Annotated in this window: 27 protein-coding genes; 19 read left to right on the top strand and 8 right to left on the bottom strand. The window is 40.4% G+C overall.

Annotation, left to right across the window (positions count from 1 at the left end; all coding sequences use genetic code 11):
* Positions 1-57: 57 nt before the first annotated feature.
* The 4 genes from BLT_RS0115600 to BLT_RS0115585 form a co-directional block, all read right to left on the bottom strand.
* Positions 58-276, bottom strand: a complete 219-nt coding sequence (locus tag BLT_RS0115600) for a YheE family protein (protein WP_017728707.1) — start codon at positions 274-276, stop codon at positions 58-60.
* 99 nt (positions 277-375) lie between these two features.
* Entirely contained in the window at positions 376-1,491 is a 1,116-nt protein-coding gene (locus BLT_RS0115595) for a YheC/YheD family endospore coat-associated protein (RefSeq protein ID WP_017728706.1), read from the bottom strand.
* Between the two features lie 26 nt (positions 1,492-1,517).
* Positions 1,518-2,903, bottom strand: a complete 1,386-nt coding sequence (locus BLT_RS0115590) for a YheC/YheD family endospore coat-associated protein (protein ID WP_017728705.1) — start codon at positions 2,901-2,903, stop codon at positions 1,518-1,520.
* Positions 2,904-2,909: 6 nt separating this feature from the next.
* Positions 2,910-4,262: a YheC/YheD family endospore coat-associated protein gene (locus BLT_RS0115585; RefSeq protein WP_017728704.1), complete on the bottom strand. Its 1,353-nt coding sequence runs from the start codon at positions 4,260-4,262 to the stop codon at positions 2,910-2,912.
* Between the two features lie 152 nt (positions 4,263-4,414).
* Between BLT_RS0115585 and BLT_RS0115580 the strand changes: the two genes are divergently transcribed.
* Positions 4,415-5,554 (top strand): DUF445 domain-containing protein, encoded by a 1,140-nt coding sequence (locus BLT_RS0115580; protein ID WP_017728703.1) that lies wholly within the window; start codon positions 4,415-4,417, stop codon positions 5,552-5,554.
* A gap of 97 nt (positions 5,555-5,651) precedes the next feature.
* Complete coding sequence (locus BLT_RS0115575) at positions 5,652-6,008, top strand: YlbF family regulator (RefSeq protein ID WP_017728702.1); 357 nt, start codon at positions 5,652-5,654, stop codon at positions 6,006-6,008.
* A 38-nt stretch (positions 6,009-6,046) separates the two neighbouring features.
* On the opposite strand, the gene BLT_RS0115570 is transcribed toward BLT_RS0115575, so the two are convergent.
* A complete protein-coding gene (locus tag BLT_RS0115570; protein ID WP_017728701.1) occupies positions 6,047-6,235 on the bottom strand; it encodes a hypothetical protein in 189 nt (62 codons plus the stop codon).
* A gap of 164 nt (positions 6,236-6,399) precedes the next feature.
* Between BLT_RS0115570 and BLT_RS0115565 the strand changes: the two genes are divergently transcribed.
* Both BLT_RS0115565 and BLT_RS0115560 read left to right on the top strand, forming a co-directional pair.
* Complete coding sequence (locus BLT_RS0115565; protein WP_017728700.1) at positions 6,400-7,242, top strand: Cof-type HAD-IIB family hydrolase; 843 nt, start codon at positions 6,400-6,402, stop codon at positions 7,240-7,242.
* A gap of 275 nt (positions 7,243-7,517) precedes the next feature.
* On the top strand, positions 7,518-9,017 hold the full coding sequence (locus BLT_RS0115560) for a coproporphyrinogen III oxidase (RefSeq protein ID WP_017728699.1): 1,500 nt from the start codon (positions 7,518-7,520) through the stop codon (positions 9,015-9,017).
* Between the two features lie 52 nt (positions 9,018-9,069).
* Here the strand turns inward: BLT_RS0115560 and BLT_RS0115555 are convergent, their stop codons facing one another.
* Positions 9,070-9,252, bottom strand: coding sequence for a YhzD family protein (locus BLT_RS0115555; protein WP_017728698.1), 183 nt, complete (start codon positions 9,250-9,252; stop codon positions 9,070-9,072).
* A gap of 175 nt (positions 9,253-9,427) precedes the next feature.
* On the opposite strand from BLT_RS0115555, the gene BLT_RS0115550 reads away from it, so the two are divergent.
* The 13 genes from BLT_RS0115550 to BLT_RS0115480 all read left to right on the top strand — a co-directional run bounded on the left by BLT_RS0115550 (position 9,428) and on the right by BLT_RS0115480 (position 20,451).
* Complete coding sequence (locus BLT_RS0115550) at positions 9,428-9,775, top strand: hypothetical protein (RefSeq protein WP_017728697.1); 348 nt, start codon at positions 9,428-9,430, stop codon at positions 9,773-9,775.
* Between the two features lie 93 nt (positions 9,776-9,868).
* A complete protein-coding gene (locus BLT_RS0115545; protein ID WP_017728696.1) occupies positions 9,869-10,270 on the top strand; it encodes a GntR family transcriptional regulator in 402 nt (133 codons plus the stop codon).
* Entirely contained in the window at positions 10,267-10,410 is a 144-nt protein-coding gene (locus BLT_RS24120; protein ID WP_017728695.1) for a hypothetical protein, read from the top strand. Before BLT_RS0115545 ends, BLT_RS24120 begins: the two co-directional genes overlap by 4 nt.
* Before the next feature lie 440 nt (positions 10,411-10,850).
* Entirely contained in the window at positions 10,851-11,750 is a 900-nt protein-coding gene (locus BLT_RS0115530; RefSeq protein WP_017728694.1) for an ABC transporter ATP-binding protein, read from the top strand.
* Positions 11,743-13,023, top strand: a complete 1,281-nt coding sequence (locus BLT_RS0115525; protein ID WP_017728693.1) for an ABC transporter permease — start codon at positions 11,743-11,745, stop codon at positions 13,021-13,023. The genes BLT_RS0115530 and BLT_RS0115525 overlap by 8 nt, the downstream gene beginning before the upstream one ends.
* Positions 13,024-13,107: 84 nt before the next feature.
* Complete coding sequence (locus tag BLT_RS0115520; RefSeq protein ID WP_152414377.1) at positions 13,108-13,383, top strand: hypothetical protein; 276 nt, start codon at positions 13,108-13,110, stop codon at positions 13,381-13,383.
* A gap of 25 nt (positions 13,384-13,408) precedes the next feature.
* Positions 13,409-14,221, top strand: coding sequence for a membrane protein insertase YidC (gene yidC / locus BLT_RS0115515; RefSeq protein WP_017728691.1), 813 nt, complete (start codon positions 13,409-13,411; stop codon positions 14,219-14,221).
* A 386-nt stretch (positions 14,222-14,607) separates the two neighbouring features.
* Positions 14,608-14,967 (top strand): hypothetical protein, encoded by a 360-nt coding sequence (locus BLT_RS0115510; RefSeq protein ID WP_017728690.1) that lies wholly within the window; start codon positions 14,608-14,610, stop codon positions 14,965-14,967.
* A 475-nt stretch (positions 14,968-15,442) separates the two neighbouring features.
* The gene (locus BLT_RS0115500) at positions 15,443-16,129 is read left to right on the top strand and encodes a response regulator transcription factor (RefSeq protein ID WP_017728688.1); all 687 of its coding nucleotides are present in this window, start codon (positions 15,443-15,445) and stop codon (positions 16,127-16,129) included.
* Positions 16,126-17,517 carry a sensor histidine kinase gene (locus tag BLT_RS0115495; RefSeq protein ID WP_017728687.1) on the top strand — a complete coding sequence of 464 codons (1,392 nt, stop codon included), beginning with the start codon at positions 16,126-16,128 and terminating at the stop codon, positions 17,515-17,517. The genes BLT_RS0115500 and BLT_RS0115495 overlap by 4 nt, the downstream gene beginning before the upstream one ends.
* A 66-nt stretch (positions 17,518-17,583) precedes the next feature.
* A complete protein-coding gene (locus BLT_RS0115490) occupies positions 17,584-18,801 on the top strand; it encodes an MFS transporter (RefSeq protein ID WP_017728686.1) in 1,218 nt (405 codons plus the stop codon).
* A gap of 324 nt (positions 18,802-19,125) precedes the next feature.
* Positions 19,126-20,088: a 3'-5' exoribonuclease YhaM gene (gene yhaM / locus BLT_RS0115485; protein WP_017728685.1), complete on the top strand. Its 963-nt coding sequence runs from the start codon at positions 19,126-19,128 to the stop codon at positions 20,086-20,088.
* A gap of 66 nt (positions 20,089-20,154) precedes the next feature.
* Positions 20,155-20,451, top strand: a complete 297-nt coding sequence (locus tag BLT_RS0115480) for a sporulation YhaL family protein (RefSeq protein WP_017728684.1) — start codon at positions 20,155-20,157, stop codon at positions 20,449-20,451.
* 56 nt (positions 20,452-20,507) lie between these two features.
* Here BLT_RS0115480 and BLT_RS0115475 read toward each other — a convergent pair whose 3' ends face one another.
* Entirely contained in the window at positions 20,508-21,509 is a 1,002-nt protein-coding gene (locus BLT_RS0115475) for a peptidylprolyl isomerase (protein WP_017728683.1), read from the bottom strand.
* Positions 21,510-21,715: 206 nt separating this feature from the next.
* Between BLT_RS0115475 and BLT_RS23305 the strand changes: the two genes are divergently transcribed.
* Positions 21,716-21,799, top strand: a complete 84-nt coding sequence (locus tag BLT_RS23305) for a YjcZ family sporulation protein (protein ID WP_017728682.1) — start codon at positions 21,716-21,718, stop codon at positions 21,797-21,799.
* Between the two features lie 65 nt (positions 21,800-21,864).
* Positions 21,865-21,945, top strand: a complete 81-nt coding sequence (locus BLT_RS23300; RefSeq protein WP_017728681.1) for a YjcZ family sporulation protein — start codon at positions 21,865-21,867, stop codon at positions 21,943-21,945.
* A gap of 128 nt (positions 21,946-22,073) precedes the next feature.
* Here BLT_RS23300 and BLT_RS0115460 read toward each other — a convergent pair whose 3' ends face one another.
* Positions 22,074-22,253: a hypothetical protein gene (locus tag BLT_RS0115460; protein ID WP_017728680.1), complete on the bottom strand. Its 180-nt coding sequence runs from the start codon at positions 22,251-22,253 to the stop codon at positions 22,074-22,076.
* Positions 22,254-22,316 lie beyond the last annotated feature (63 nt).

The raw sequence follows: 22,316 nt of genomic DNA, 5'->3' as shown, positions 1-22,316 counted from the left end.
CCTCCTTACTCATAGGATGAATCAGAATGAAAAGCTTTATTCAAAGACTGTCCGCTTTTAGAAAGGGCCTTCATAGACATGATAAAGCATAAGGTCATGAATTTGTGATTCAAAAAGGGGTTGCTGTTCAGTAGCTGGATCTGGCTGATTCCATGTGATGCTGCCATCCTTAAAATAAATTCCTGTGTAATATGTTCCAGCATGAAAAAAGGAAAACGTCCATTCACGGCGCACAAGATTATTTCGTCGTTCTTTCCATTGGAAGTGAGAAATCATGATATGCCCTCCTGTTCAGCCCATTTACTCTGTTTGACAACATGTTGTTTCCATAACTATACCATGAAGATCAACAGGAAAGGGACTGAAGTAGCACGTTCAAGACGAGTTAGCATCCTCGATGCCGCACCACTCAAAAAAGATGTTTGTGAGTGAAGTAAGAATGTTCTCTTGAATGTCTGGCTCATCAAAGGTCATTGGCTTTGCATTCACCTCAAAAATCCAATAATGTGAGTCGATATCTCGACCAATATCTAGAGAGCATTCAGCAAGTGGACCGAAAGTCGGATCTAACTGCTCACATATCGTTTCAGCCAATACCTTTATTTGTTCGAAATCAGGTTTGGGTTCGATCTCTTCAATGGGAAGAATGCTTCCACCTTGATGGACATGAGTCGTAATCCCATCAATTTTCCCGCATCGAACCCCGATTCCTGTTTGCTGCCATCTTCCCTTTGTTTTATGCATGTGAACACGAAAATCATAAGGGCGATTTTTCAAGGTCATTAGGGGGATCGCTTCTTGTAAAATAACTTGGTGTAAAGAAGGGAAAAAATAATCAATGATGTTTAACAGAGAAAGGAGTTGTTTTTGGTGATGGTCTTCAAAAAGGAATGTTTCGGTTTTTAGTTGCTTTAAACGAAGAATCCCTTTCCCTTGACATCCATTTATAGGCTTCACATAAAGACTGTTAACTACTTCAAGCATGCTCCTTAGGTCAGAAGGTGAAGTAAATCGCTTTGTTTTCGGCAAATGTTTTGCAAGTTTGCTGTTTTGAACAAGAGCTTGATACATGTCCCACTTATTAAAAAAATGAGGATTGAAATAGGGGATGTGGGCTTGTTGAAAATGCTGCAAGATCTGCTGTGTTTTTTTCATCTGTTCTTCTTTTCGAGTGGGCACGCGGTTATAGACGATGTTAGGGTAAGGAAAAAGTTGTTTTACCCATTTGTTATTGGTTTCTAAAAAAGTATAGCCTTCAATGGAATGCTCTTGAAGGCCTTCCGGTGTAAATACGTATAAAAGGCCGCCTCGCTTTCTCACCTTTTTGCATAAACCTTCATAAAACTGGTGATTACCAGAAAAGCGTTTATGACGATGACGTGTTGTTAAGACACCAACGAGCAATTTTGCTTCGTTCGCGTGCTCTGTGACGAGGTGAACCTTGGACAATGAATGTGCCCCGTAACGCTTCGGTCGATCTTGAGAAAGCACGGAATCTTCTACCCCTTTCTCAGTTGCTAAAATCTCTTAGGTAGCGGCTGTCTAAAAGCGGAGCCTTGTTTGCTTGTTAAATAAGCTCCATATAATAGTGGTAAACGAAGCGTTTCAGTATTTTCAAGAGAAAGTTCAGGATGATGAAAAATCGTACGACCTGGCCTTGAATTGGCTTCAAGTAACCAAATTTCACCTTGTTTATCAATACCAAAATCAAAGCCGATTTCTCCAATGAATCCGTTAAAAAGAGATTCAATGACTTCACTAAGATGAAGTGCCGTGGACTTTAACATGTCAATCGTTAACATCCCACCAGGAAGGAGCGGGAAAACCTCAGCAATTGATTTGACCTCTCCTCCTGCTTTTACATGGGTCGTTACACTCCCGTTACCAGCGACTTTTGCCGCTAAAGCGGTCACGAGCCAGCGACCTTTTTCGTTTTTATTTGTATGGACCCGAAAATCTACAGGCTTACCTTCAAATTGAAACAGATGGATTCCTTGCTGAACAATGAAGTGCTCGAATTTGTTAGGAAATTGATTTGTTAAAAGTCGACGGAGGTTGGTGTAGCGACGCAATCGATTTTGACCATTTTCATAAAAGCGACAGTAATAGTAAGCATCCTCCACTGATTTGATGATCTGCTGAATTCCACTGCCAAGACTTCCATTTGCAGGTTTACAATAAACGTGTGTATATTGCTCCAGCATTCGCTCGATTTCCTGTTTAGTTGGATTTTGAATGCTTTCAGGTAAAAAAGCTCGTGTGGAGGAAATGTTCATTAAATGTTGATAGAGACTCCCTTTATCAAAAAAGCTTTCGTTATACCACGGAATCATGTAAGAATGACTCAGGTAATTTTTTGCCTCTTGTTGTTTTGGGAGCGAGGCAATTTTGCGAGATGGGATTCGGTCATAGATAGCACTTGGAAATGGAACAGAGCATTGAGTCCACTGTCCATTTTGGTAAAATAGTCCTTCAATTGTCTTTGTTTCCCAACGGATATGGTGTGCACCGAAAACAAAGGCATAGACACCGATAGACGGCGCTTTGGAAAGAAGCTCGGCAAAGTAAGTTGTCCGGAAGCCAAGAGGTTTTGTCAATGAAGATTGGAATCCTGCCGTGAAAACACCAATAAGTGGTGAGAGAGTGAATGTATCATTCCAATGGAGAGTGTGAACAGGTTGGGAAAAAGGGATGCCAAGCTTTGTCCAAACATCTTCTGAAAGCAATAACTCTTCTTTATTGTCTGGATGAGGAGCGAGCTGACAGGAAGCCTGCTTTGCTCCGAAACCGATCTTGTTTGGAAACCGTTTTGAATCGATCCATTTTTTAAAAAGAGAAGGGGCGACATAAAGGACTCCTTTTGATTTTGGATCTTTTAATAAGGACAGAATGTGGTCATTCATTCTTCATCAACTCCTGTGAGAAAGTGTGCAAATTTCATAAAAAAGCTGAACCAGCTTTCGTACGGTCGGTCGAAATGTTCCAGGGGGTGGAATAAAATCTTGATTCTTTGAGGGTTTGGCGTTTACTTCAATCAACCAAAGATGCCCATTTTGATCCACTCCTAAATCGATCCCAAATTCTACAAACCATCCATAAAGCTTATGTTCTAAATACCTTGATATTTTTGTGCAAAGGATTGTCATTTGTTTTATGAGCGTTGCGATTTCTTTTTCGGTATACCAATGAGCAAGGACCTTTTCTACCTTAAGGGAGGTACCCCCTTGGGCTAGATTGGTGACAAGTCTTTCAGGAGCAGATAGCCGGGCAATCGACGAAGCGACACTCCAATCGTTCTGCTTTATCTTTTTCATTGTGACAAATCGAAAATCAACGGTACATTGATCAAGTGTACGTAAGGAAATTCCTTGTTGCAGCAGATAAGGTCTTTTTTTGAAGAGGGGCTCAAGGGTTCGTAGTAGGCTTTGTAATGTATGATTTCGAGAAAGGGACCCGTCAGTGCGTTTAATGGTGATACGATTTTCCTCTTCTGTGAAACAAAAAATCCCCTTTCCCTCTGTCCCGTCTATTGGTTTCAGATAGACGGTTTGGTACGAACGTAGCAATGAAGCAAAGGCCTCCTCTGACAAATCGGTCGTTGTTTCAGGAAGGTGGGGAAATACATCGGCTTTTTCTTTCAGCACGTTATAGCAGGTCGCTTTATCAAAAAAGTGATCATTAAAATAGGGGATGCGTAGCTTTTTACATGTCTTGTAAATGGATAAAGCTTGCTCCTCTTTTTCTTTTGGTCTTGTTCCGATTCGATTATAGACAACATCAGGGAGCGGAACGATGGTTGATACCCAATCTGTTTCTGTTTTGATTTTTCCAATTAATGCATGATCCTTCCAATCATCCGTGTGAATGATATAGCATAGACAACCATTCTTTTGCGCAAATTGACAAAGTTCTTGAAAAAATAAGGCAAGCCCTCCTTGCGTTGCTTTTGGGTCATGGGTTAGAACAGCCATTACAGGACCTAATTGGAAGAAGTTGTTGCCGTCATTAAAAAGACGTAAGGAAGTTGGTGTATCTGGTAAAGAAAACATATGATAGAGTGATGCATTTCCAAACCCGAACGTTGATTTTTCATCATGGGGTTGAATGAACGTTGCAACGGTATGAGGTCCAAGTTTTATCGGGTAGACAATCCCTGTTTGCAGCTGCCAATGCCTAAACAATTTACGGGGAATAAAAAGCGTTGGTCCATCATAGGTAAGCTTTGTTGTTTTTGTTAGAATTAACGGGTAATTTAAGATCATGGTTATCCCTCAATTATCATGTTGTTGCAAAATTCGATCATCTGGTCAAAAATAGATGGGAGGAGCAGTGAAGCTCGCAGTTTGTGTGTTCATACCGTTATACTATGTGATAGACGCCTAATTGGTGAAATCCTGAAGGGGTGACAGTTGGTTTGAATGTTATTGAAATGATTCTCTTTATGGTGGTAATTGGCGCGATTATCGGGGGAGCAACCAATTACCTAGCAATAAAAATGCTATTTCGACCTTATCATGAAATCCGAATTGGTCGTTGGAAGCTTCCATTTACACCTGGTTTAATTCCGAAGCGGCATAAAGAGCTTTCTGAGCAATTAGGAAAAACAGTGGTCAATTATTTGATTACCGCTGAAGGAATTGAAAAAAAGCTGAAGAATTCTGAATTTGAACAAGGTCTGACAACGTGGGCTCAAGATGAAGCAAGACAGTTATTACGCTCAGAGAAAAGTGTAACCGAATGGTTAAAGGACTCGCTCGCTGTGGAGGGCTTTGATAAGCAGGTGGTAGAAAAAACAAACGATTGGTTATCCACAAGCTACGATAGATTTTTTCAAGAAAAAGGCGATCTTCGTGTAGTAGAGGTACTCCCGTTACCTATCCAGGATAAAATTCAAGGTGGCATTCCTGTTGTTACGGACGTGATTCTTGAGAGAGCCGATTCTTTTTTTAGTAGCTCAGAAGGGAAAGAACAGCTAAGTCAAATGGTTGACCGCTTTTTTATGACAAGGGGAACCCTTGGGAATATGATTTCCATGTTTCTTGGCAATGAACGATTAGTGGATAAAGTGCAACCAGAGCTACTGAAGTTTGTAAGAGATCAGGAAACGAGAGACTTCTTGCAAAAAGTTCTTGAGCAAGAGTGGGAGAAGCTCAAAGAAAAGCAAGTTGCTGATTTTCAAGGCTTGATTCAAAAGAAGTCGTTTGTTCAAATTTCTTCTGATGCGCTACAAAAGCATGTTCCGTTTTTTCGGTGGACGAAGAGCCCTCTTGTTTCCTGGACAGGCCCTTATGAAGATGTTGTCATAAATTCGTGGATTCCTAAGTTGATTCGTCTCACCACTGAGCTTTTCATTCAACAGCTTGATCATCTTTTAGTGAGAATTCACTTAGATGATATCGTTCGTGAGCAAGTTGAGGCCTTTTCACTTGAACGGTTGGAGGAGCTTGTTCTATCAATTGCCAAGAAAGAGTTAAAAATGATTACCTATTTAGGTGCGATTCTTGGGGGAGCAGTTGGTCTGATACAAGGCTTTGTAGTCATCATTATGGGATAAATAAGGAAATATGGCTTAAATGAAAGGTTTACGGGTGATTTCTCCTACCATTCATGTTATAGTCGGGAAGACTATTTCTTGAGGAGGCCTTTATTTTATGTCAACTGTGTATGACAAAGCCCATGAATTGAAGCAAGCCATTTCTGAGAGTGAAGAGTTTATTGCATTAAAGGCATTACATGAACAAATTGAAGCAGACGATATTGCAAAAAGATTATTAGACAACTTCCGTCAATTGCAATTAGACCTTCAGCAAAAGCAAATGCAGGGGATTCAAATTACAGAGGAAGAAGCTCAAAAAGCACAACAACAATTTGAGCTTGTCCAGCAGCATGAGCTTATTTCAAAGCTAATGGAAGCGGAGCAACGTTTAAGTGTGATTATTGGTGATTTAAATCGCATTATTACTGAACCTCTTGAAGCCATATACGGAAGTCCAAACGAACAGCAATAATCGGAAAGAACAGCTCATTTTTTGGGCTGTTTTTTTAGTCATCTATTGCGAAGCTTTTTACCAATTACAGTTGCCATATGGAGTGTGAACCCAGCGAGTAAGCCTACTGAGATCGAGCCTAGGACACCAAGAAAGAACTCTCGTACGGTTGGGTTTTCAAGCTGAGGGACAGCAAGAAGTATAAAAAGGAGCGGGGGCAAGAGATAGAAATTAAAAAGCGTTTTCAATAGATCAGAAACCTCCTTACTATCATTTGTAATGACATTATTATCGTGGACTGCAGTGGTTTTGGCAAGTGGGATACGGAAGCATTCGTTCTAATTGGGACCACTGTTTCATAGGTTAGTATAGAACAGGAAGTGGGGTGCCCACAAGGAGAAGGGGGATCAGCATGAGATACCGATTGTTAGCCCTAACCATTGATGGAGCGTTAATCCGGTCCAACTTGCGGATAAGTCGACAAACGAAAGAGGCGATTGATTATGTAAAAAACAAAGGGGTTTATGTCACACTTGCAACGGAGCGTCCGTTTTCAGCTGCAAAGAAGATTGCTAAGGCTTTAAAGGTAAATGGTGTGCTGCTTACACATAACGGGGCATATATCGCTCAATCAAGTGCAGAACCTATCTTTGTTAACCGAATTCAAGAGGATAAAGCTTTCCATATCTCTGAGATATTGGAACAACATCATTGCCAAGTTTATGTTCATCATGAATCTTTTTCAATCGGTAGCCGAATGGAACAAAAAAATCAATTGATTGCAAAAATGACCGTTGGTATCGGAGACTCACAGATTTATCCCGTGCAGTTTGTGGACTCTATTTGCGACAAATTGCTTAATGACCCGATTGCACCACTAAAAATCCAAGCAGAATTTATAGATGATCGAGAAAAACAAAAAGCAATCAAAGAGCTTAAACAAGCGATACCAAATATTCGGCTGTACAGTGGGGTGAATGGGCGATTACACATTGTGAACGAAGGGGTTTCAAAAGCGAGAGCCATACAAATACTTGGTATGCAGCTAGGGGTTGCTTTGAAAGAAATGGTGGCCATTGGTGCGCATGAAACGGACTTAGAAATGGTGAAGCAAGTCGGCCTTGGTGTTGCAATGGGGAACAGTAACAGTGAAATCAAAAGAGCGGCAGACTGGGTGACGAGGTCAAATGATCAAGATGGCGTCTCCTATATGGTTCGTGAAGTTTTTCGAAAACAGCTACGTGTGAAGCTTTAAGCAGTCTCTTAAGGGGCTGCTTTTTTGAGTGATAAGAAGGGATAAGATTTCAAAACGGTCTAGCTTCATGCACCAGCGGCTCAAGGTCGCTGCTGCTCCTCCGAAAACAAAAACGTTATTGAGTCAGCTTTTCTAGCGCTTGTTGCTGCTAGGCGGGCGCCTTACACTGATTTCATGGAGCTCGTCGCTGTTTGCATTGCTCGAAGGTTGATCTTGTTGGATGCGTTGGTTAAACTAAATGTGGTTTTTATTGAAGACATGACGAGGAGCCTGCTATGGAAATTACGATTAAAGGGATTGAGCAAGAACCCCATAAACAAAATATAAGCCATCTCTCCCAACTGTTTTTTGAAGACGTGACAGTTAATTGGGAAGAGCAAAAAAAGGGAGACCTGATTGTTCAATTTCAGCTTGAAACGATGCCAAGTGTTGTAGCTACTGCCACATTAGAAGAGCGTAGCACTGGAGTGAAAAAAGAGGTTCTGTTCTCCTATCCTGAGTTTGGAAAGCATGACCGCGAGCTAGGAATGAAGCTGGAAAAACGTGTTATTAACCACGTGTATCTTTCTGTATTAAAGCAATATACAGGGATGGAGCAGTCATGGGGCATCTTGACAGGGATTCGCCCAACAAAGCTGATGCACCAAATGCTTCGGGCAGGTATGGCAAGAGACGAAATCCATCAAGAGCTGAAGGAGATTTACCTCGTCTCGGAAGAAAAGATTGCGTTACTTGAGCGAATTGTCACTCGTCAGTTAGCGGTCGTTCCTGATTTGTACGAGCTTGATCGGGCAGTTAGCATCTATATCGGCATTCCATTTTGTCCGACGAAATGTGCCTATTGTACGTTTCCTGCATATGCGATTAACGGTAAAAATGGATCTGTAGAGTCTTTTTTAGCAGGGCTGCATTATGAAATCGAAGAGACGGGGAAATGGTTGCGTGAACAGGAAATCCCCGTAACGACGGTTTATTTTGGTGGAGGAACCCCAACGAGCATTACAGCGGAGGAAATGGATGCGCTGTATGAAAAAATGTATGAATCGTTTCCAAATATGAGTATGGTTCGCGAATTAACGGTAGAGGCGGGGCGTCCTGATACGATTACACCTGAAAAGATTGCTGTACTGAAAAAATGGAACGTAGACAGAATCAGCATTAATCCACAATCGTTTGAAAATGACACGCTTAAAGCGATTGGGCGACATCATTCTGTGGAAGAAACGGTTGAAAAGTATCACCTCGCTCGTTCACTTGGATTGAACAATATTAACATGGATTTGATTATTGGTTTACCAGGTGAAGGGACAAAAGAGATGGAGCATACGTTAAAGGCAACAGAAAAGCTGATGCCTGAATCATTGACGGTTCACACTCTTTCGTTCAAGCGTGCCTCAACGATGACGAAGAACAAAGAAAAGTATAAAGTAGCCAGTCGAGAGGAAATTGCCAGAATGATGGAGATGACGAGTCACTGGACGGACAAGCAAGGCTATGAGCCATACTATTTATACCGTCAGAAGAACATTCTCGGCAATCTTGAAAATGTGGGCTATGCTTTTCCGGAAAAGGAGAGCATCTACAATATTATGATTATGGAAGAGTGCCAAACGATTATTGGGCTCGGCTGTGGGGCAGCAAGTAAATTTGTTGAACCAGGTACTGGGAAAATCACTCGATTTGCAAACCCTAAGGATCCACACAGCTACAACGAACGATTTGAACACTACACCCAAGAAAAAATTAAAAAACTAACCGAATTGTTTGGGGTCTGACCCTTTTTGCTCTGACCCCAAATGCCCGGAGCACTTTTGCTCCGACCCCGCGTTAGCGGTGGAAGAGGAGGAGCTTGCCGGAGCGGGTCATGCGATGCGTGTGCTCCTCGTAGTTGTTGGCTGCTAGCTTTTGTTGCCCCAACGTTTTTGCTTCTGTATCATTTGACGCTTCAAAGCGTTCCTCAAATACCTTTTCCCCTGATGGTTCAAAGACGGTAATCACATACTCGAGCATGGTTACCCCTCCTTTATCTCATTGTAACAATAGTGTAATTGGGAGCGTTTCTATTAGCAAGAAGGAAGTATTGTATTTTTTCAAAAAATTCTTGTAACTGTTCATAAAATGTTATGCTGTGTATATAGTTATAAACACATGCGGGCATGAATAAATGAAAGGTAGGAAAAATGAGATGATAGAGACAGAGAAAGAGCAAATTCGAAAGCTTGTCGCCTTTGAGCTAAAATGCACACCCGCTATTCAATATGTAATGGCAATCGGAACTTGTCTCTTGTATGCTGTGGGGGGAATGTTATTCATTGATTTATATGTTTCAAATGGTTTTCCACAAGGGAGGGTGATTGATATCGGGGTTGTTATGCTATTCATTTTACCTTCTGTGGGGCACCGTTTTAAACCTTTTTCATTTCAGAAACTAAAGGGGAATGCCTATGCTGTAACTTTTTCTAATTATTTAACACAAGCACCGGTTTTGTCACGGATTCTTCTTCAAAGTCGTTATCTGTTTGCATCGTATTAGCGTTAATCTCCATCCTATTCTCGATTTGGCAAATGAAATATTACATAAGAATGGCAGAGTTCTTTGTTTTGTTCACTAGAAGGAGGAGGACATGTGAAGCTACCGATCCGACTGCTGGAAGAAAGCCGTAGCCCAATTTATCATCAAATTGAAGAGCAGATCAAAGCACTAATTGTCTCAGGGCATTTGCAGGCAGGTTCCCTTCTCCCTTCCATTCGCTCACTAGCAAAGGACGCATCCTGCAGCGTTATCACGACAAGACGGGCATATCAAAATTTAGAACAGCAAGGCTATATTAAAACAACGCAAGGAAAAGGGACATTTGTTGCTGAGGTGGGCGATGCTAAAAAGGAGGAAGCAAAGCTGGCGACGGTTCAGCAAACATTGGGACGAGCAATTGAAACAGGGCGAAGACATGATTATTCCTATAATGAGTTATTGAACATGATCCATAAGATTATCGAAGAAAAAAAGCGAGAGGAGAAAATCCAATGAAGTGTTTACAGTTTGACGAGGTTCGTAAACAAATTGATGACAATTTTACATTTGGGTCAATGTCATTTGAGAGCGAAGCAGGGACGATAACAGCTATTGTTGGCAGTAATGGCTCAGGCAAAACTGCATCGTTTCGCTAAATATGGATCTTATCAATCCTGACCAAGGAGATATCAATCGAATGGAAGGGATAAATGGAAGCTGGAAGGAGCACGTTGCCTCCATTCCTCAATCGATAATGGGGATGGAGGCGTTTACCTTATCATAGTTAAATACTTTACAAAACATTCTTTATCCGTCATGGAATGCGTCGCAATTTTTCTCGTATACTGAAAAGTTTCACCTTCCTTTAAATTAAGAACATTGAATCCTTTTCAATTGGGATGCAGAAAAAAGCGTTTCTCAGTCTTGCCTTCTATCTGAAAACTGGCTTAAAACGGAGACAGCATTAAATATAAAAGGATTGACAATTTCTTTTCAACAAAAGTTAGTGGAAATCATTCGAAATCTAGTAACCAATGAAACTGATCTTGCCAATCGTACGTAAAATAACATAGCGAAAGAACGAGGAGGCCTAAAGATGTCATTACACATCAAAGGGGTAACGAAAACATTTGGTCGATTTACGGCCATTGACAATTTAACATTAGAGATTCCGAAAGGGGAAATGTTTGGCATGCTTGGGGCCAATGGCGCCGGTAAAACGACGACCTTTCGGATGATGCTTGGTCTGCTTGAGCCAACGGAGGGAGAAATGACATGGAGTGGGAATAAAATCGACTATGGTCGTACTCATTTAATTGGCTATCTGCCAGAGGAGCGAGGGCTTTATCCAAAGCTGAAGGTAAGAGATCAACTCGTCTATCTTGGAAAGCTAAAAGGGATGAAAAAATCAGAAATTCTTGTGGAAATGAAAAAGTGGCTTGAGCGCTTTCAAGTACCACAATATGAAACGAAGCGAGTGGAGGAGCTGTCAAAAGGAAACCAACAAAAAATCCAATTCATTGCTTCGGTAATTCATAAGCCTGAGCTTCTTATATTAGATGAGCCATTTAGCGGGCTTGACCCTGTGAATGTGGAGTTACTAAAAGAAGCGGTACTTGATTTGAAAAAGGAAGGGACAACGATTGTTTTTTCTAGTCATCGGATGGAGCATGTAGAGGAGCTATGTCAGCATTTGTGCATTCTCCATAAAGGAAAGCCTGTTGTTCATGGCAATTTAAAAGAAATTAAGAAGAGCTTTGGCAAAAAAAATGTCGTCATCCATGCAGAATATGATCTTCAGTTTTTGCGAGAAATTGCTGGCGTCGTTTCGTATCAGCCAACAAATGCTGGGGCGCGCATTCAAGTTGAAAATGAAGGGGTTGCCAAAGCGTTATTTAAGCAGGTCGCAGCCGCTGGATATGTGCAAAAGTTTGAGGTTGAAGAGCCGAGCTTACACGATATTTTTGTAGAAAAGGTAGGAACTCGTTATGAGTAATTTTTGGACCGTTGTTCATCATACGTACATAAATCGAGTTAAATCAAAAGCATTTATTATCTCCACCATTATTACGTTGTTATTTGTACTTTTATTTGTGAACGTTGACCGCATCATGATGGCTTTTGAAGGAGATGGAATAGAAAAACATAATGTGGCAGTCATTGATGAGACTGGTGAATGGTATGAGCCTTTAGAAAATAGGCTTGAGCCTTTATCTGAGCAAATTATTGTTCAGTCTTTTGAGGGTACAGTGGAGCAAGGGCGTCAATCGCTGTTAGAAAATGGACTACAAGGGCTGTTGGTCCTTTCTGAGGATGAGGATGGACAGCTTTATGCGGTGTATTATACAGAATCCTTCACACAGACGTTTGCAGCAAATCAAATTCAACAAGAGCTGCAGCAACTTAAGCAAGCGAGAGCAACAAATGAGCTTGGATTAAGTGAAGCCGAGCTTCAAGCGATTTACACACCCATTTCTTTTGAACTAGAGGCGGCTTCAGAGGGAACCGGAAATGGTGTCCGTTCAGAGGAGGAATTAAACCAAGCACGTTTTCTTGTCTACATTTTGTTATTTGTTATTTATTTCTCCGTCATTATGTATGGAAACATGATTGCTACAGAGGTAGCCACAGAAAAGTCTTCCCGTGTCATGGAAATTTTAATTTCAAGTGTTTCACCAGTGACACAGATGTTTGGTAAGATCTTAGGCATTGCCTTTTTGGCGCTAACCCAATTTTTACTCATTTTATTGGTTGGTGGGACCAATATTCTTAATCGGTTTAATGGAGAAAGTGCGAATGGAATGGGAATGGAGGAGGCGTTTCAGCTATCAGACATGCCAATCGACTTAATTCTCTATTCGATTTTATTCTTGATTCTTGGTTATCTTTTGTATGCGACCTTATCTGCCATGCTCGGTTCCTTAGTAAGTCGCATTGAGGATGTCAACCAAACTGTCGGACCGCTAAACTTTTTAATTATTGCAGCTTTTTTCGTTGCGATGTTTGGTTTAAACGCACCAGAATCAACAATTGTCACGGTGACATCATTTATTCCGTTTTTCGCTCCAATGATCATGTTTTTACGAGTTGGAATGACAAGTGTACCGATATGGGAGGTGCTTCTCTCAATCGGTCTCTTAGTCGGTACGATTTTTGCTTTTGCCCTCTTAGCTGCGCGAGTGTATAAAGGTGGAGTCCTGATGTATGGAAAGGGTTCGTCCTTAAAAGATATAAAGCAAGCGTTTGCCTTGTCAAAAAAAGAACGTTAGAAGAAAAGTAAGAATCCCTTTTGTTCAGGTGGACGAGTGTGATATGATGAAGCTACTTTGGAAAAAGAAAGGAGGCGGATGGGCGTGATCGAAGTCATTTTGGATATGGCGATGCTATGGTTAACGGTTGTGCTGACATTGTTACTTGTTACAGCCTTTGCACATGCGAATGTTTCTAGAATGGGTCGTTCTTTGCGTTCTACATGGAGGCAATATACACTAGAAACGATGAGACAAGAACGATTGACAGCACCGCTCATTCGTCCTTTATCAGTGTCGTACCACCCGAAGGTTCACTCGGTTAAGGATAAAAGATCACATGATGATGCACCGCCCCTCTTTGTTTGTTCCAAATCATGATTCGAGCATCAAGGAGGAAAATAAGTTGAAAAAACGTTGGATGTTATTAATGATTGTAGTACTCATTATTGTGCTTACTGGATGTGGCACGAATCAACCAATTACAGCGGAAACGGAAGGATTTTGGAATCACTTTTTTGTTTACCCAATGTCATGGTTAATTATATTTGTTGCAAATCTTTTTAATGGTAGCTATGGACTATCGATTATTCTTGTGACAATTCTTATTCGAACCGCTTTGCTTCCCTTAACGTTAAAGCAGCAAAAAAGTACTCGGGCCATGCAGGCATTGCGTCCTGAGATGGAAGAGCTGCAAAAGAAATTCAAAGCAACGTCAAAGGAAAAAGATATAAAAGCGCAGCAAGAAATGCAAAAAGAGCTGATGGCTCTTTATCAAAAGCATGGGGTGAACCCACTAGCTGGTTGTCTACCTATTTTTGTTCAAATCCCAATCCTTATGGCTTTTTATTTTGCGATTATGCGAACAGAAGAGATTGCACAGCATACGTTCTTATGGTTTGATTTAGGACAGCCTGACTACATTTTGCCATTTATTGCGGGGCTGACAACCTATTTCCAAGTAAAGATGTCCATGTCTCAAACCCCATCCTTAGGTGATGGAAAGATGGCTGAAGTGATGGCAACACAAATGAAGCTCATGATGTATATGATGCCAGTGATGATCATCATAGCAGGTATTACGCTCCCATCTGCTCTCTCCCTTTATTGGGTAATCGGGAACATTTACATGATCATTCAAACGTACTTCATTGTTGTGAAGGCACCACCGCTTGAAATGAACAAAGAGAAGACAACAAAAAAACCAGAAAAAGCTTAAAGGTTCTCCTTTAAGCTTTTTCTTTTTTGACAGGGGACGGAGCTTACGTCATAGAAGATGAAGCAATAAAGCACGCCCACTTTTACGTTGTGTAGAGTGAACCTAAGAACTCGTTGTTCATCCCAGTCGGAAGAACGAGAACAAATCACTCATGGTAGTTTTTTATAAATTGTTAAGAACTGAATGTTTTGTGAATGGGGTGGTATCAATTAAATTAAAATGATTACACGAATGTTAAGATGTAATGTAAGGAAATACGATTTTTCCTTTGTATCACTGGCTGAGTCTGTTCAAATCATTATCACTAATTATTAAACTTCAACATTCACCCATCCGCTTTTTTATGAATAGGATGATGACTAGAAAAGCGGAAGAGGGTGTTTCATATGAGTCATCATCACCACTTAAAAGCATATTGTGAACAGTTTAAACACAAAATGGTTCAGGTACAAATGAATGATCATGGACATTACCAAGGATACTTGGAACATGTTGATGAGGAAAGCATTCATTTAATCGTACCAACCTACGGAGCCTACCACCATCTAGGGGAAATGCAAGGTATGCATGACAGTCAACCTGGCCACGTTGGGGCACCATTACAGAGCATGGTGCAGCGCTCGCAGGATGAGCGATTCTTCCCATACTACCCTCCTTATTCCTATTACCCTTATGGATACGGTTGGGGATGGGGGCGTTTAATCTTACCACTAGCTGCTCTAACAGCTATAGCTGCCTTATATTAAGTACTTTTCGAAAGGAGAATGGACGTATTTGTTCAAATCTCCTTTTTGTTTTTTAAAGGAAAGAAGGCGAAGGGAGGTAGAAGTGAAAAAGAGTGCTTACCCAGATGGCTTTTGAATAAGGTGGCAGAATTTGTGCCATTTAAATGAAACGGACAACCGCTTATAAAATTTTAATAAATGCTGTACCATTATTTTGTTCTAATTAGAGTCTCGTAAATGAATTTGTTATAATAGGAAGGAAACGTAAAGAAAAAATCAACAGAAGGCAAATTGTTTCCCTGGAAATAATGTTGATTAAGGATATAACGTTTCTTAACAAGAGAAGACTTAAACAGGACAAGTCGTTTTTTACTTATTTGATTACATTTGTATCATTTTCATGACGAACAGTTTGAATAAAGTCAATTGGTGGAACACCATGGTAGAATATAATGGAAATATCGTGTAAACGATGCTGAATAGGAGGAAGCGAGACATGAGTGATTATCTCGTTTATTTAGTAGAAGATGAAACAAATTTATCTGAGGTATTAAAAGCTTATCTTGAAAAGGAAGGCTGGACAGTCAAGGTATTTCATGATGGGGATGAAGCGCAAAAAGCGATTGAATTGGAAACGCCTCATCTTTGGGTTTTAGATATTATGCTGCCAGGAACAGATGGCTATCAACTGTTAAAAGGAATAAAAGAAAATGCTGATACACCTGTTATCTTTATCTCAGCACGAGACCAAGACTTAGACCGTGTATTAGGGTTAGAGATGGGAAGCGATGATTATCTTGCAAAGCCCTTCTTACCTCAAGAGCTAGTGATCCGAGCCAAGAAGCTATTAAATCGAGTATACGGTACATCCACACAAGAACAGAAGAAAATTGAATTGAACAAATATTTAATTGACCCAATTGGACGAACAGTTATCGACACAGAAGGTCCTAATCAGGAACCTGTAGATTTGACAACAAAAGAAATGGATTTAATCTTACTGTTAACAGGAGAAGTAGGAAAAGCTTTCTCGCGGGAACGAATCATTGAGCATGTGTGGGGCGAAAATTATTTCGGTTCAGAGCGGGCAGTGGACGATGTTGTACGGCGTGTGCGTAAGAAAATGCCTCGCGTTCATCTTGAAACTTTATACGGTTATGGGTACAGGGTTCTTTCTTCATGATCAAAATTAATTTAACGCAACGAATATGGCTTGCGTTCATTACTCTCATTGTTTTAGTTGCTCTCTCGATTATTATCATTTATCCCATATCGATAAAAGGGACGCTAACAGAGGAAACCTATCGAATTATCGAACAAGAGCAAACACGTTATATCTATCCGTTAATTGAATTTTTTAATCCGCCTCAAGACGAGCTTGATTTTATTGAACAGCGTGAAGCGGAACGCTCTGTGGGTCATTTCCGTATTTTTAATTCATTGGTTGAATCACCTGAGGGGAATGTCCCTCCTGTTGAAGTTTTGCAGGAAATGGCACAAAATGCTTTTTCTCAAACGAGTGATCGTGCTCGTTATGAGTTAAATTATAGTGGGGCAACATTGTTTTATGTTGTGTCAAAATTTAACAAATACGGGGACGAAGGCTATACGATTTCGTATATGTGGGATACCTATCGTGATCAGATGGTTAACCGTCTTTGGGAAAGGCTTTTATACATCTTATTGTTAACAAGTACCCTTAGTTTACTGCCAGCAATGTGGCTAAAACATTATTTGCGCCAGCCTCTTATTGTACTCGGAAATCGGCTTGAACAAATCGCTGATCGGAATTGGAAAGAATCGTTTAAATGGGAAGGTGACGAGGACTTCCAAAAGCTTTCAAATCAATTTGAGCGAATGCGCCAAAATCTTGTTCGCTATGACAATGCCCAGAAAACATTTATTCAGCATGCGTCACATGAGCTAAAAACGCCAATTATGGTGATTAAAAGCTACGCACAATCCGTAAAAGATGGAATTTTGCCTAAACAAAATTTAGAGAATACAATGGATGTCATTGTCGAAGAGGCGAACCGCATGGAACGGCGAGTCATTGATATGCTTTACTTTACGAAGCTTGATTCCTTAAAAGAAGAAAAGTTCGAGCACACAGAGATCATCTTCGGTTCAATTGCTTTTCGAATTGAAGAACGTTTCCGTGTTCAACGTGAAGAGGTGCAATTTATCATCGAAGGTGCGGAAAAAAAATTTTTTGGTGATCAAGAACAGATCGAAGTGATGATCGAAAATTTAGTTGAAAACGCATTACGCTATGCCAAAAACAAAATTTGGATGCGTGCAGAGGAGTATAACGACCGTTTTGAAATCAGTGTTGAAAATAATGGAGAGATCATTCCTGATCAAGATCTGCCACAAATTTTTAACCCATTTTATAAAGGGAACAAAGGAAAGTTTGGTTTAGGGCTAGCGATTGTAAAGCAAATTGCAGAGCTTCACCAAGGGTTTCCTAAGGTTGAGAATACGGATGTTGGCGTGAAATTTACAGTGACATTTCCGAAAGAGCAAGGACAGAAAAAGAAACAACGGAAAGACAAAAAAAGTCAAAATTGACGGCACGAGGAAAAGAGCATATAATTATTTCGTATCTCGAACAATTAGAAAAAGAAGGGTTGCTTTATGATTCGTGCCAAAAAAAAACCGCTACTCATGTTAATGATCAATATGTTTGTGATCATGATGGGCATCGGCTTAGTTATTCCCATTTTGCCATACTACATTGAGGCATTTGGTGCGTCTAGCATAGAACTAGGGATGTTAATTGCGATCTTTTCATTTATGCAGTTTCTGTTTGCACCGGTATGGGGACGACTGTCTGATAAAATAGGACGTAAGCCTTTAATTGCAATCGGTATGTTTGGTTTTGCAGGAGCAGAGTTTATTTTTGCCTTTGCGACAGAAATGTGGATGCTGTTTTTATCAAGAATTCTGGCAGGTACCTTTGGTTCTGCGATCATGCCAGCAGCGATGGCCTATGTCTCCGATCGCACAGCTCTAGAAAAGCGGGGACAGGGAATGGGAATGTTAGGTGCAGCGATGGCACTTGGTATCGTTGTCGGTCCGGGAATCGGTGGATGGCTTGCAGAAATTAGCTTGGCGACACCTTTCTTGTTTGCCGGGTTTGCTGCCCTCATTGCAGGTGTCTTTTCCCTATTTTTATTGCCTGAATCTCTTCCAATCGAAAAAAGACAAGAGCTCGCACTTACTGAAGATTCAACCAACCAGTTTGTACAAATGTGGCAAGCCATACGTAGTCCAATTGGCTTCCTGTTGTTACTTGTGTTTGGATTAAGCTTTGGGCTAGCAAACTTCCAAACGATATTTGGGTTATTTGCTTTCCATAGATTCGATTATACGCCAAGTCAAGTTGGTTTTATTATGGTTTTAACAGGCGTCATTGGTGCAATAGCTCAAGGGGGGCTTGTGGGTCGCTTGTCTGAGAAGTATGGGGATGAGCGAATTGTGCTAGGTTCCTTATGCTTAAGTGGTGTGGGATTTATCATCATGATGCTTGCCTTTGATCTTTTTACCGTAATCCTAACCACCTGTATTTTCTTTTTAGGAAATTCAATTTTACGTCCGTCTGTCAATACACTTATTTCCAAGCTAGCTGGTGATAGACAAGGAATGGTGATGGGTCTCAATAACTCTTTTTTAAGCTTGGGAAACGTTGCAGGTTCTTTATTAGCTGGTCTTATGTTTGAGGTGAATATCTTTTTACCGTACGCAATGGGTGCAGCAGTTATGTTTGTTGGAATGTATGCAACCATTCACTGGCTGTCAAAGCGGCAACAAACACCCGGAGAAGGCGAACAAGAACCTTCCTTCATTGAGTAACCTCACTCTTATAAGCTTCTCATTCTCAATACGATCATGTTGAGAATGAGAAGCTTTTCTTGTCGTTTAAAAGCGAAAATGCTCGCTGTCTTATCTTTGTAAATAGTAAAAGGGATGTGAACGGTGCATTCATTGATAGGAATGGTGTGATATAATAGGGCTAGACACTGTAGTTTTTTTTGCACGTTAAGAAAGGATCAATTTCTTAATCTAAAAGTTTATCGACATAGTTAAAAGTTTGAAGGCTCAAGTAAAACTGCAACGATGGCTTTCGCTATGAAGGACTTGGCGAAAAGCCAAGTTTTGTTTAATGGGGTGAATCGGTTGAGCAAAGGAATCATTTATTATAATGTCGGGGAAAATTTAGAAAGCTACTTTATGATAAAGTCAGCGACGAAAGCAATCGCTAGTAATGGAAAACCATTTTTAACGCTTATTTTATGTGACCATACAGGTGAAATTGAAGCGAAGTTATGGGGGTGTTCTCCAGAGGATGAGGCAACGTTTATCAGTACAGCGATTGTACATATTTCTGGAAGTGTAACGGAATATCGTGGACGCAATCAATTAAAGATTGCTAGCATTCGACCGACAACAGCATTAGATAATGTGAAAACAGCAGATTTTGTACGTGCTGCTCCACTTTCACAAGATGATATGCTTGATCAAATTACACAGTATATCTTTGAAATGAAAAATGCAAACATTCAACGAATAACAAGACATTTACTGAAAAAGCATCAGACCGCATTTTTAGAGTCACCAGCTGCAACAAAAAATCACCATGAATTTGTTTCTGGATTGGCTTATCATGTCGTTTGTATGTTAAATGTAGCAAAAGCTCTTGCTGCACTTTATCCTACGTTAGATACAGATCTCCTCTATGCTGGTGTCATTCTCCATGATTTGGGGAAGGTGAGAGAATTATCAGGACCTCTTGATACGGCATATACAGTAGAAGGAAAACTACTAGGACATATTTCGATCATGGTTAATGAAATTGGTGAAGCGAGTAAAGAACTAGGTATTGAAGGAGAAGAAGTAATGGTCTTACAGCATCTTGTTCTTTCTCACCATGGTAAAGGAGAGTGGGGGAGTCCAAAAGCTCCTTTAATTCGCGAGGCTGAAGTTCTTCATATGATTGATAACATTGATGCAAAAATGAACATGATGGACCGTTCCCTAGAACGTGTACAGCCCGGCGAGTTTTCAGAACGAGTCATGGCAATGGAAAATCGTTCTTTTTATAAACCGAGCTTCCATGAACGTCCTTTAGATTTTTCATAGGCATAACTTGTCCCTCTCTAGCATATTTTTTAGTAACGATAAAAGGTTACGGGGAGGGGATACAAGATGAATGAAAAAGAAAAAAATCAAGATGGACGTATTGTTTGGATTACCTTAGGCTTGGTTCTTGTTGCATTTCTTCTAACACAAACAGGCATAGGTACGGCGCTACTAGCAAGTCCATGGTGGGTATACTTTGTATTAGCAGGGATTGTATTAAGCGGCTATTTGTCTTTAAAATACACCATAGAAGATCAGCAAATTGAAAAGAAATGGATTGAAAAAGAAGGCGAAGTATATATGACTCGAATTGAAGAGGCACGGGAACGCAAGCATGAGCAAATAAAAAACCAAAGATCGTAACGATCTTTGGTTTTTTTGTTACACAGGGGAAAGGTGTAATCCCATTTCTTTCATTCTTATTGACCTTCTGTGGCTTCTTCAGCATCTTCTGCTTGTTCCGCATCATCGTCAGCAGGCTCTTCTGTCTCATCAGCAGCAGGTTCTTCTGGAGCAGGATCTACAGGAGGCTCAGGCTGTTCGAATACATCACTGAAACGCTCATCCTTCACGTCAATATTTGCTTCATTAAGTAAATCTTGCATTACTTGTTCTGGAGTGCGAGCTTGCTGTTCTTCAAGTACTTCTTGGATTTTAGATTCTAGCTCTTCATAAGTGTCTTTTTTATCCGTTACTTTAATAATATGATAACCAAATTGAGACTGAACAGGTTCACTAATTTCACCGATTTCCAAGTTAAATGCGGCCTCGTCAAATTCCTCAACCATTACACCTCTAGCATTAAAACCAAGGCTGCCACCATTGGCTGCAGAGCCAGGGTCTGTTGAATACTCCTCTGCTAGGCCAGCAAAGTCTTCGCCAGCTTCAAGCTTTTCTAAAACTTCTTGGGCGGTTTCCTCATCTTCAACAAGAATATGGCTTGTCTCAAGCTCTACTAGAGATTCTTTGTTTTCTTCAAAGTACTGTTGCTTTTGTTCCTCGGTAACTTCTACACCTTGAGTAGATAGTTTGTCTAAGGCAAGAGGAGGGATAACGTATTGGTCGATAAATTCGTCAAGATTTTCAACCGTAATACCAAATTGCGTGTCTAGAAATTCTAGAAGCTCTTCGTCTTCCTCCACTCCAAATTGTGTTTTATACCTGTTTAACTCTTCATCAATTTCTTCTTGCGTAATGTCAAGTTCGTTAGCCGCTTCTTGTAGCAGGTGAAGCTGAACGAGCTCTTGTAGTACTGCAGCACCGTTGCGTTCTTTTAACGTATCGACAAATTCGGCTTCTGTAATCGCGTAACCATCAACCTCTACAACGGCTTCGTCATTGTTTGTAGCTTGGTCGTTGTTACAGGCGGCGAGTAATGCCATACAAGCAATACCTGCTGCTAACAATGTGTGTTTTTTCATCAAATGTCCACTCCCTAACAAAAATCCTAAAGCACAGTCTGCTTTAAGCTAAGTCGTACAGACTATACTATAGCATAAATCCCAATAAATGAAAAAGGTTTTCCAGCTGTTCGAGCAGTCATGAGCTTGAAATTAGGTAAGATGCCTAGTACACCTTTATCTCTACCGCATAAGATATCGTAACAAAGCAAAGAGGGGGTGTCAGTGTGTCGCAACCTTACCATGGCGGATTTGCGTTAATTGTTGTTCTGTTTATTTTATTAGTTATTGTAGGTGCTGCTTGGTTGTAAGAAGGCAACAACCTCTTTCCTGCATTTGTTAACATCGCAACATAGATAAAGGAGGCTATATCAACATGGGACACCATGGCGGATTTGCGCTTATTGTCGTATTGTTCATTTTATTAGTCATCATTGGAGCGGCTTGGGTGTATTAAACAGATAAAAAGGTGAAGGATATCCTTCACCTTTTTATCTGTTCATATGTACAAAAAGAAACGAGGAAAAAAGAGTATGAACTCTATTCGACTTTTAAAAGGTAAGCGCCGATAACACGAATGCTTCTTTATGTAAAAAGTACTTTTACATAGGTTGAAGTAAGTAAAATGGTGATTAATATGTTAATGGTTCGAAATACTTTCGGCTGTTTTTCCTCCGGGATTTCTTTCTGAGAACATAGAGCGTCTGTCATTGAATTTATGACATAAAGGATAAAAAGTGCAAATAAAACAAAGAAGACGATCATTCATCTGCCTCCAATACAGCAATTTCATATATAAACTTTAACAAAAGATAGGATAAAAAGATA

It is taken from the genome of Halalkalibacterium ligniniphilum (assembly GCF_000334155.1).
Lineage (GTDB): Bacteria > Bacillota > Bacilli > Bacillales > Bacillaceae_D > Halalkalibacterium > Halalkalibacterium ligniniphilum.
The sequence above is the reverse complement of the archived record's forward strand: the minus strand, read 5'-3'. Positions and strand labels throughout refer to the sequence as shown.

What these genes read in the sequence shown, in the direction of transcription:
- BLT_RS0115600 (WP_017728707.1), bottom strand. Translation starts at nt 276, where the DNA reads ATGATTTCTCACTTCCAATGGAAAGAACGACGAAATAATCTTGTGCGC.
- BLT_RS0115590 (WP_017728705.1), bottom strand. Translation starts at nt 2,903, where the DNA reads ATGAATGACCACATTCTGTCCTTATTAAAAGATCCAAAATCAAAAGGA.
- BLT_RS0115585 (WP_017728704.1), bottom strand. Translation starts at nt 4,262, where the DNA reads ATGATCTTAAATTACCCGTTAATTCTAACAAAAACAACAAAGCTTACC.
- BLT_RS0115575 (WP_017728702.1), top strand. Translation starts at nt 5,652, where the DNA reads ATGTCAACTGTGTATGACAAAGCCCATGAATTGAAGCAAGCCATTTCT.
- BLT_RS0115565 (WP_017728700.1), top strand. Translation starts at nt 6,400, where the DNA reads ATGAGATACCGATTGTTAGCCCTAACCATTGATGGAGCGTTAATCCGG.
- BLT_RS0115560 (WP_017728699.1), top strand. Translation starts at nt 7,518, where the DNA reads ATGGAAATTACGATTAAAGGGATTGAGCAAGAACCCCATAAACAAAAT.
- BLT_RS0115555 (WP_017728698.1), bottom strand. Translation starts at nt 9,252, where the DNA reads ATGCTCGAGTATGTGATTACCGTCTTTGAACCATCAGGGGAAAAGGTA.
- BLT_RS0115550 (WP_017728697.1), top strand. Translation starts at nt 9,428, where the DNA reads ATGATAGAGACAGAGAAAGAGCAAATTCGAAAGCTTGTCGCCTTTGAG.
- BLT_RS24120 (WP_017728695.1), top strand. Translation starts at nt 10,267, where the DNA reads ATGAAGTGTTTACAGTTTGACGAGGTTCGTAAACAAATTGATGACAAT.
- BLT_RS0115530 (WP_017728694.1), top strand. Translation starts at nt 10,851, where the DNA reads ATGTCATTACACATCAAAGGGGTAACGAAAACATTTGGTCGATTTACG.
- BLT_RS0115525 (WP_017728693.1), top strand. Translation starts at nt 11,743, where the DNA reads ATGAGTAATTTTTGGACCGTTGTTCATCATACGTACATAAATCGAGTT.
- BLT_RS0115510 (WP_017728690.1), top strand. Translation starts at nt 14,608, where the DNA reads ATGAGTCATCATCACCACTTAAAAGCATATTGTGAACAGTTTAAACAC.
- BLT_RS0115500 (WP_017728688.1), top strand. Translation starts at nt 15,443, where the DNA reads ATGAGTGATTATCTCGTTTATTTAGTAGAAGATGAAACAAATTTATCT.
- BLT_RS0115495 (WP_017728687.1), top strand. Translation starts at nt 16,126, where the DNA reads ATGATCAAAATTAATTTAACGCAACGAATATGGCTTGCGTTCATTACT.
- BLT_RS0115490 (WP_017728686.1), top strand. Translation starts at nt 17,584, where the DNA reads ATGATTCGTGCCAAAAAAAAACCGCTACTCATGTTAATGATCAATATG.
- BLT_RS0115480 (WP_017728684.1), top strand. Translation starts at nt 20,155, where the DNA reads ATGAATGAAAAAGAAAAAAATCAAGATGGACGTATTGTTTGGATTACC.
- BLT_RS0115475 (WP_017728683.1), bottom strand. Translation starts at nt 21,509, where the DNA reads ATGAAAAAACACACATTGTTAGCAGCAGGTATTGCTTGTATGGCATTA.
- BLT_RS23300 (WP_017728681.1), top strand. Translation starts at nt 21,865, where the DNA reads ATGGGACACCATGGCGGATTTGCGCTTATTGTCGTATTGTTCATTTTA.
- BLT_RS0115460 (WP_017728680.1), bottom strand. Translation starts at nt 22,253, where the DNA reads ATGATCGTCTTCTTTGTTTTATTTGCACTTTTTATCCTTTATGTCATA.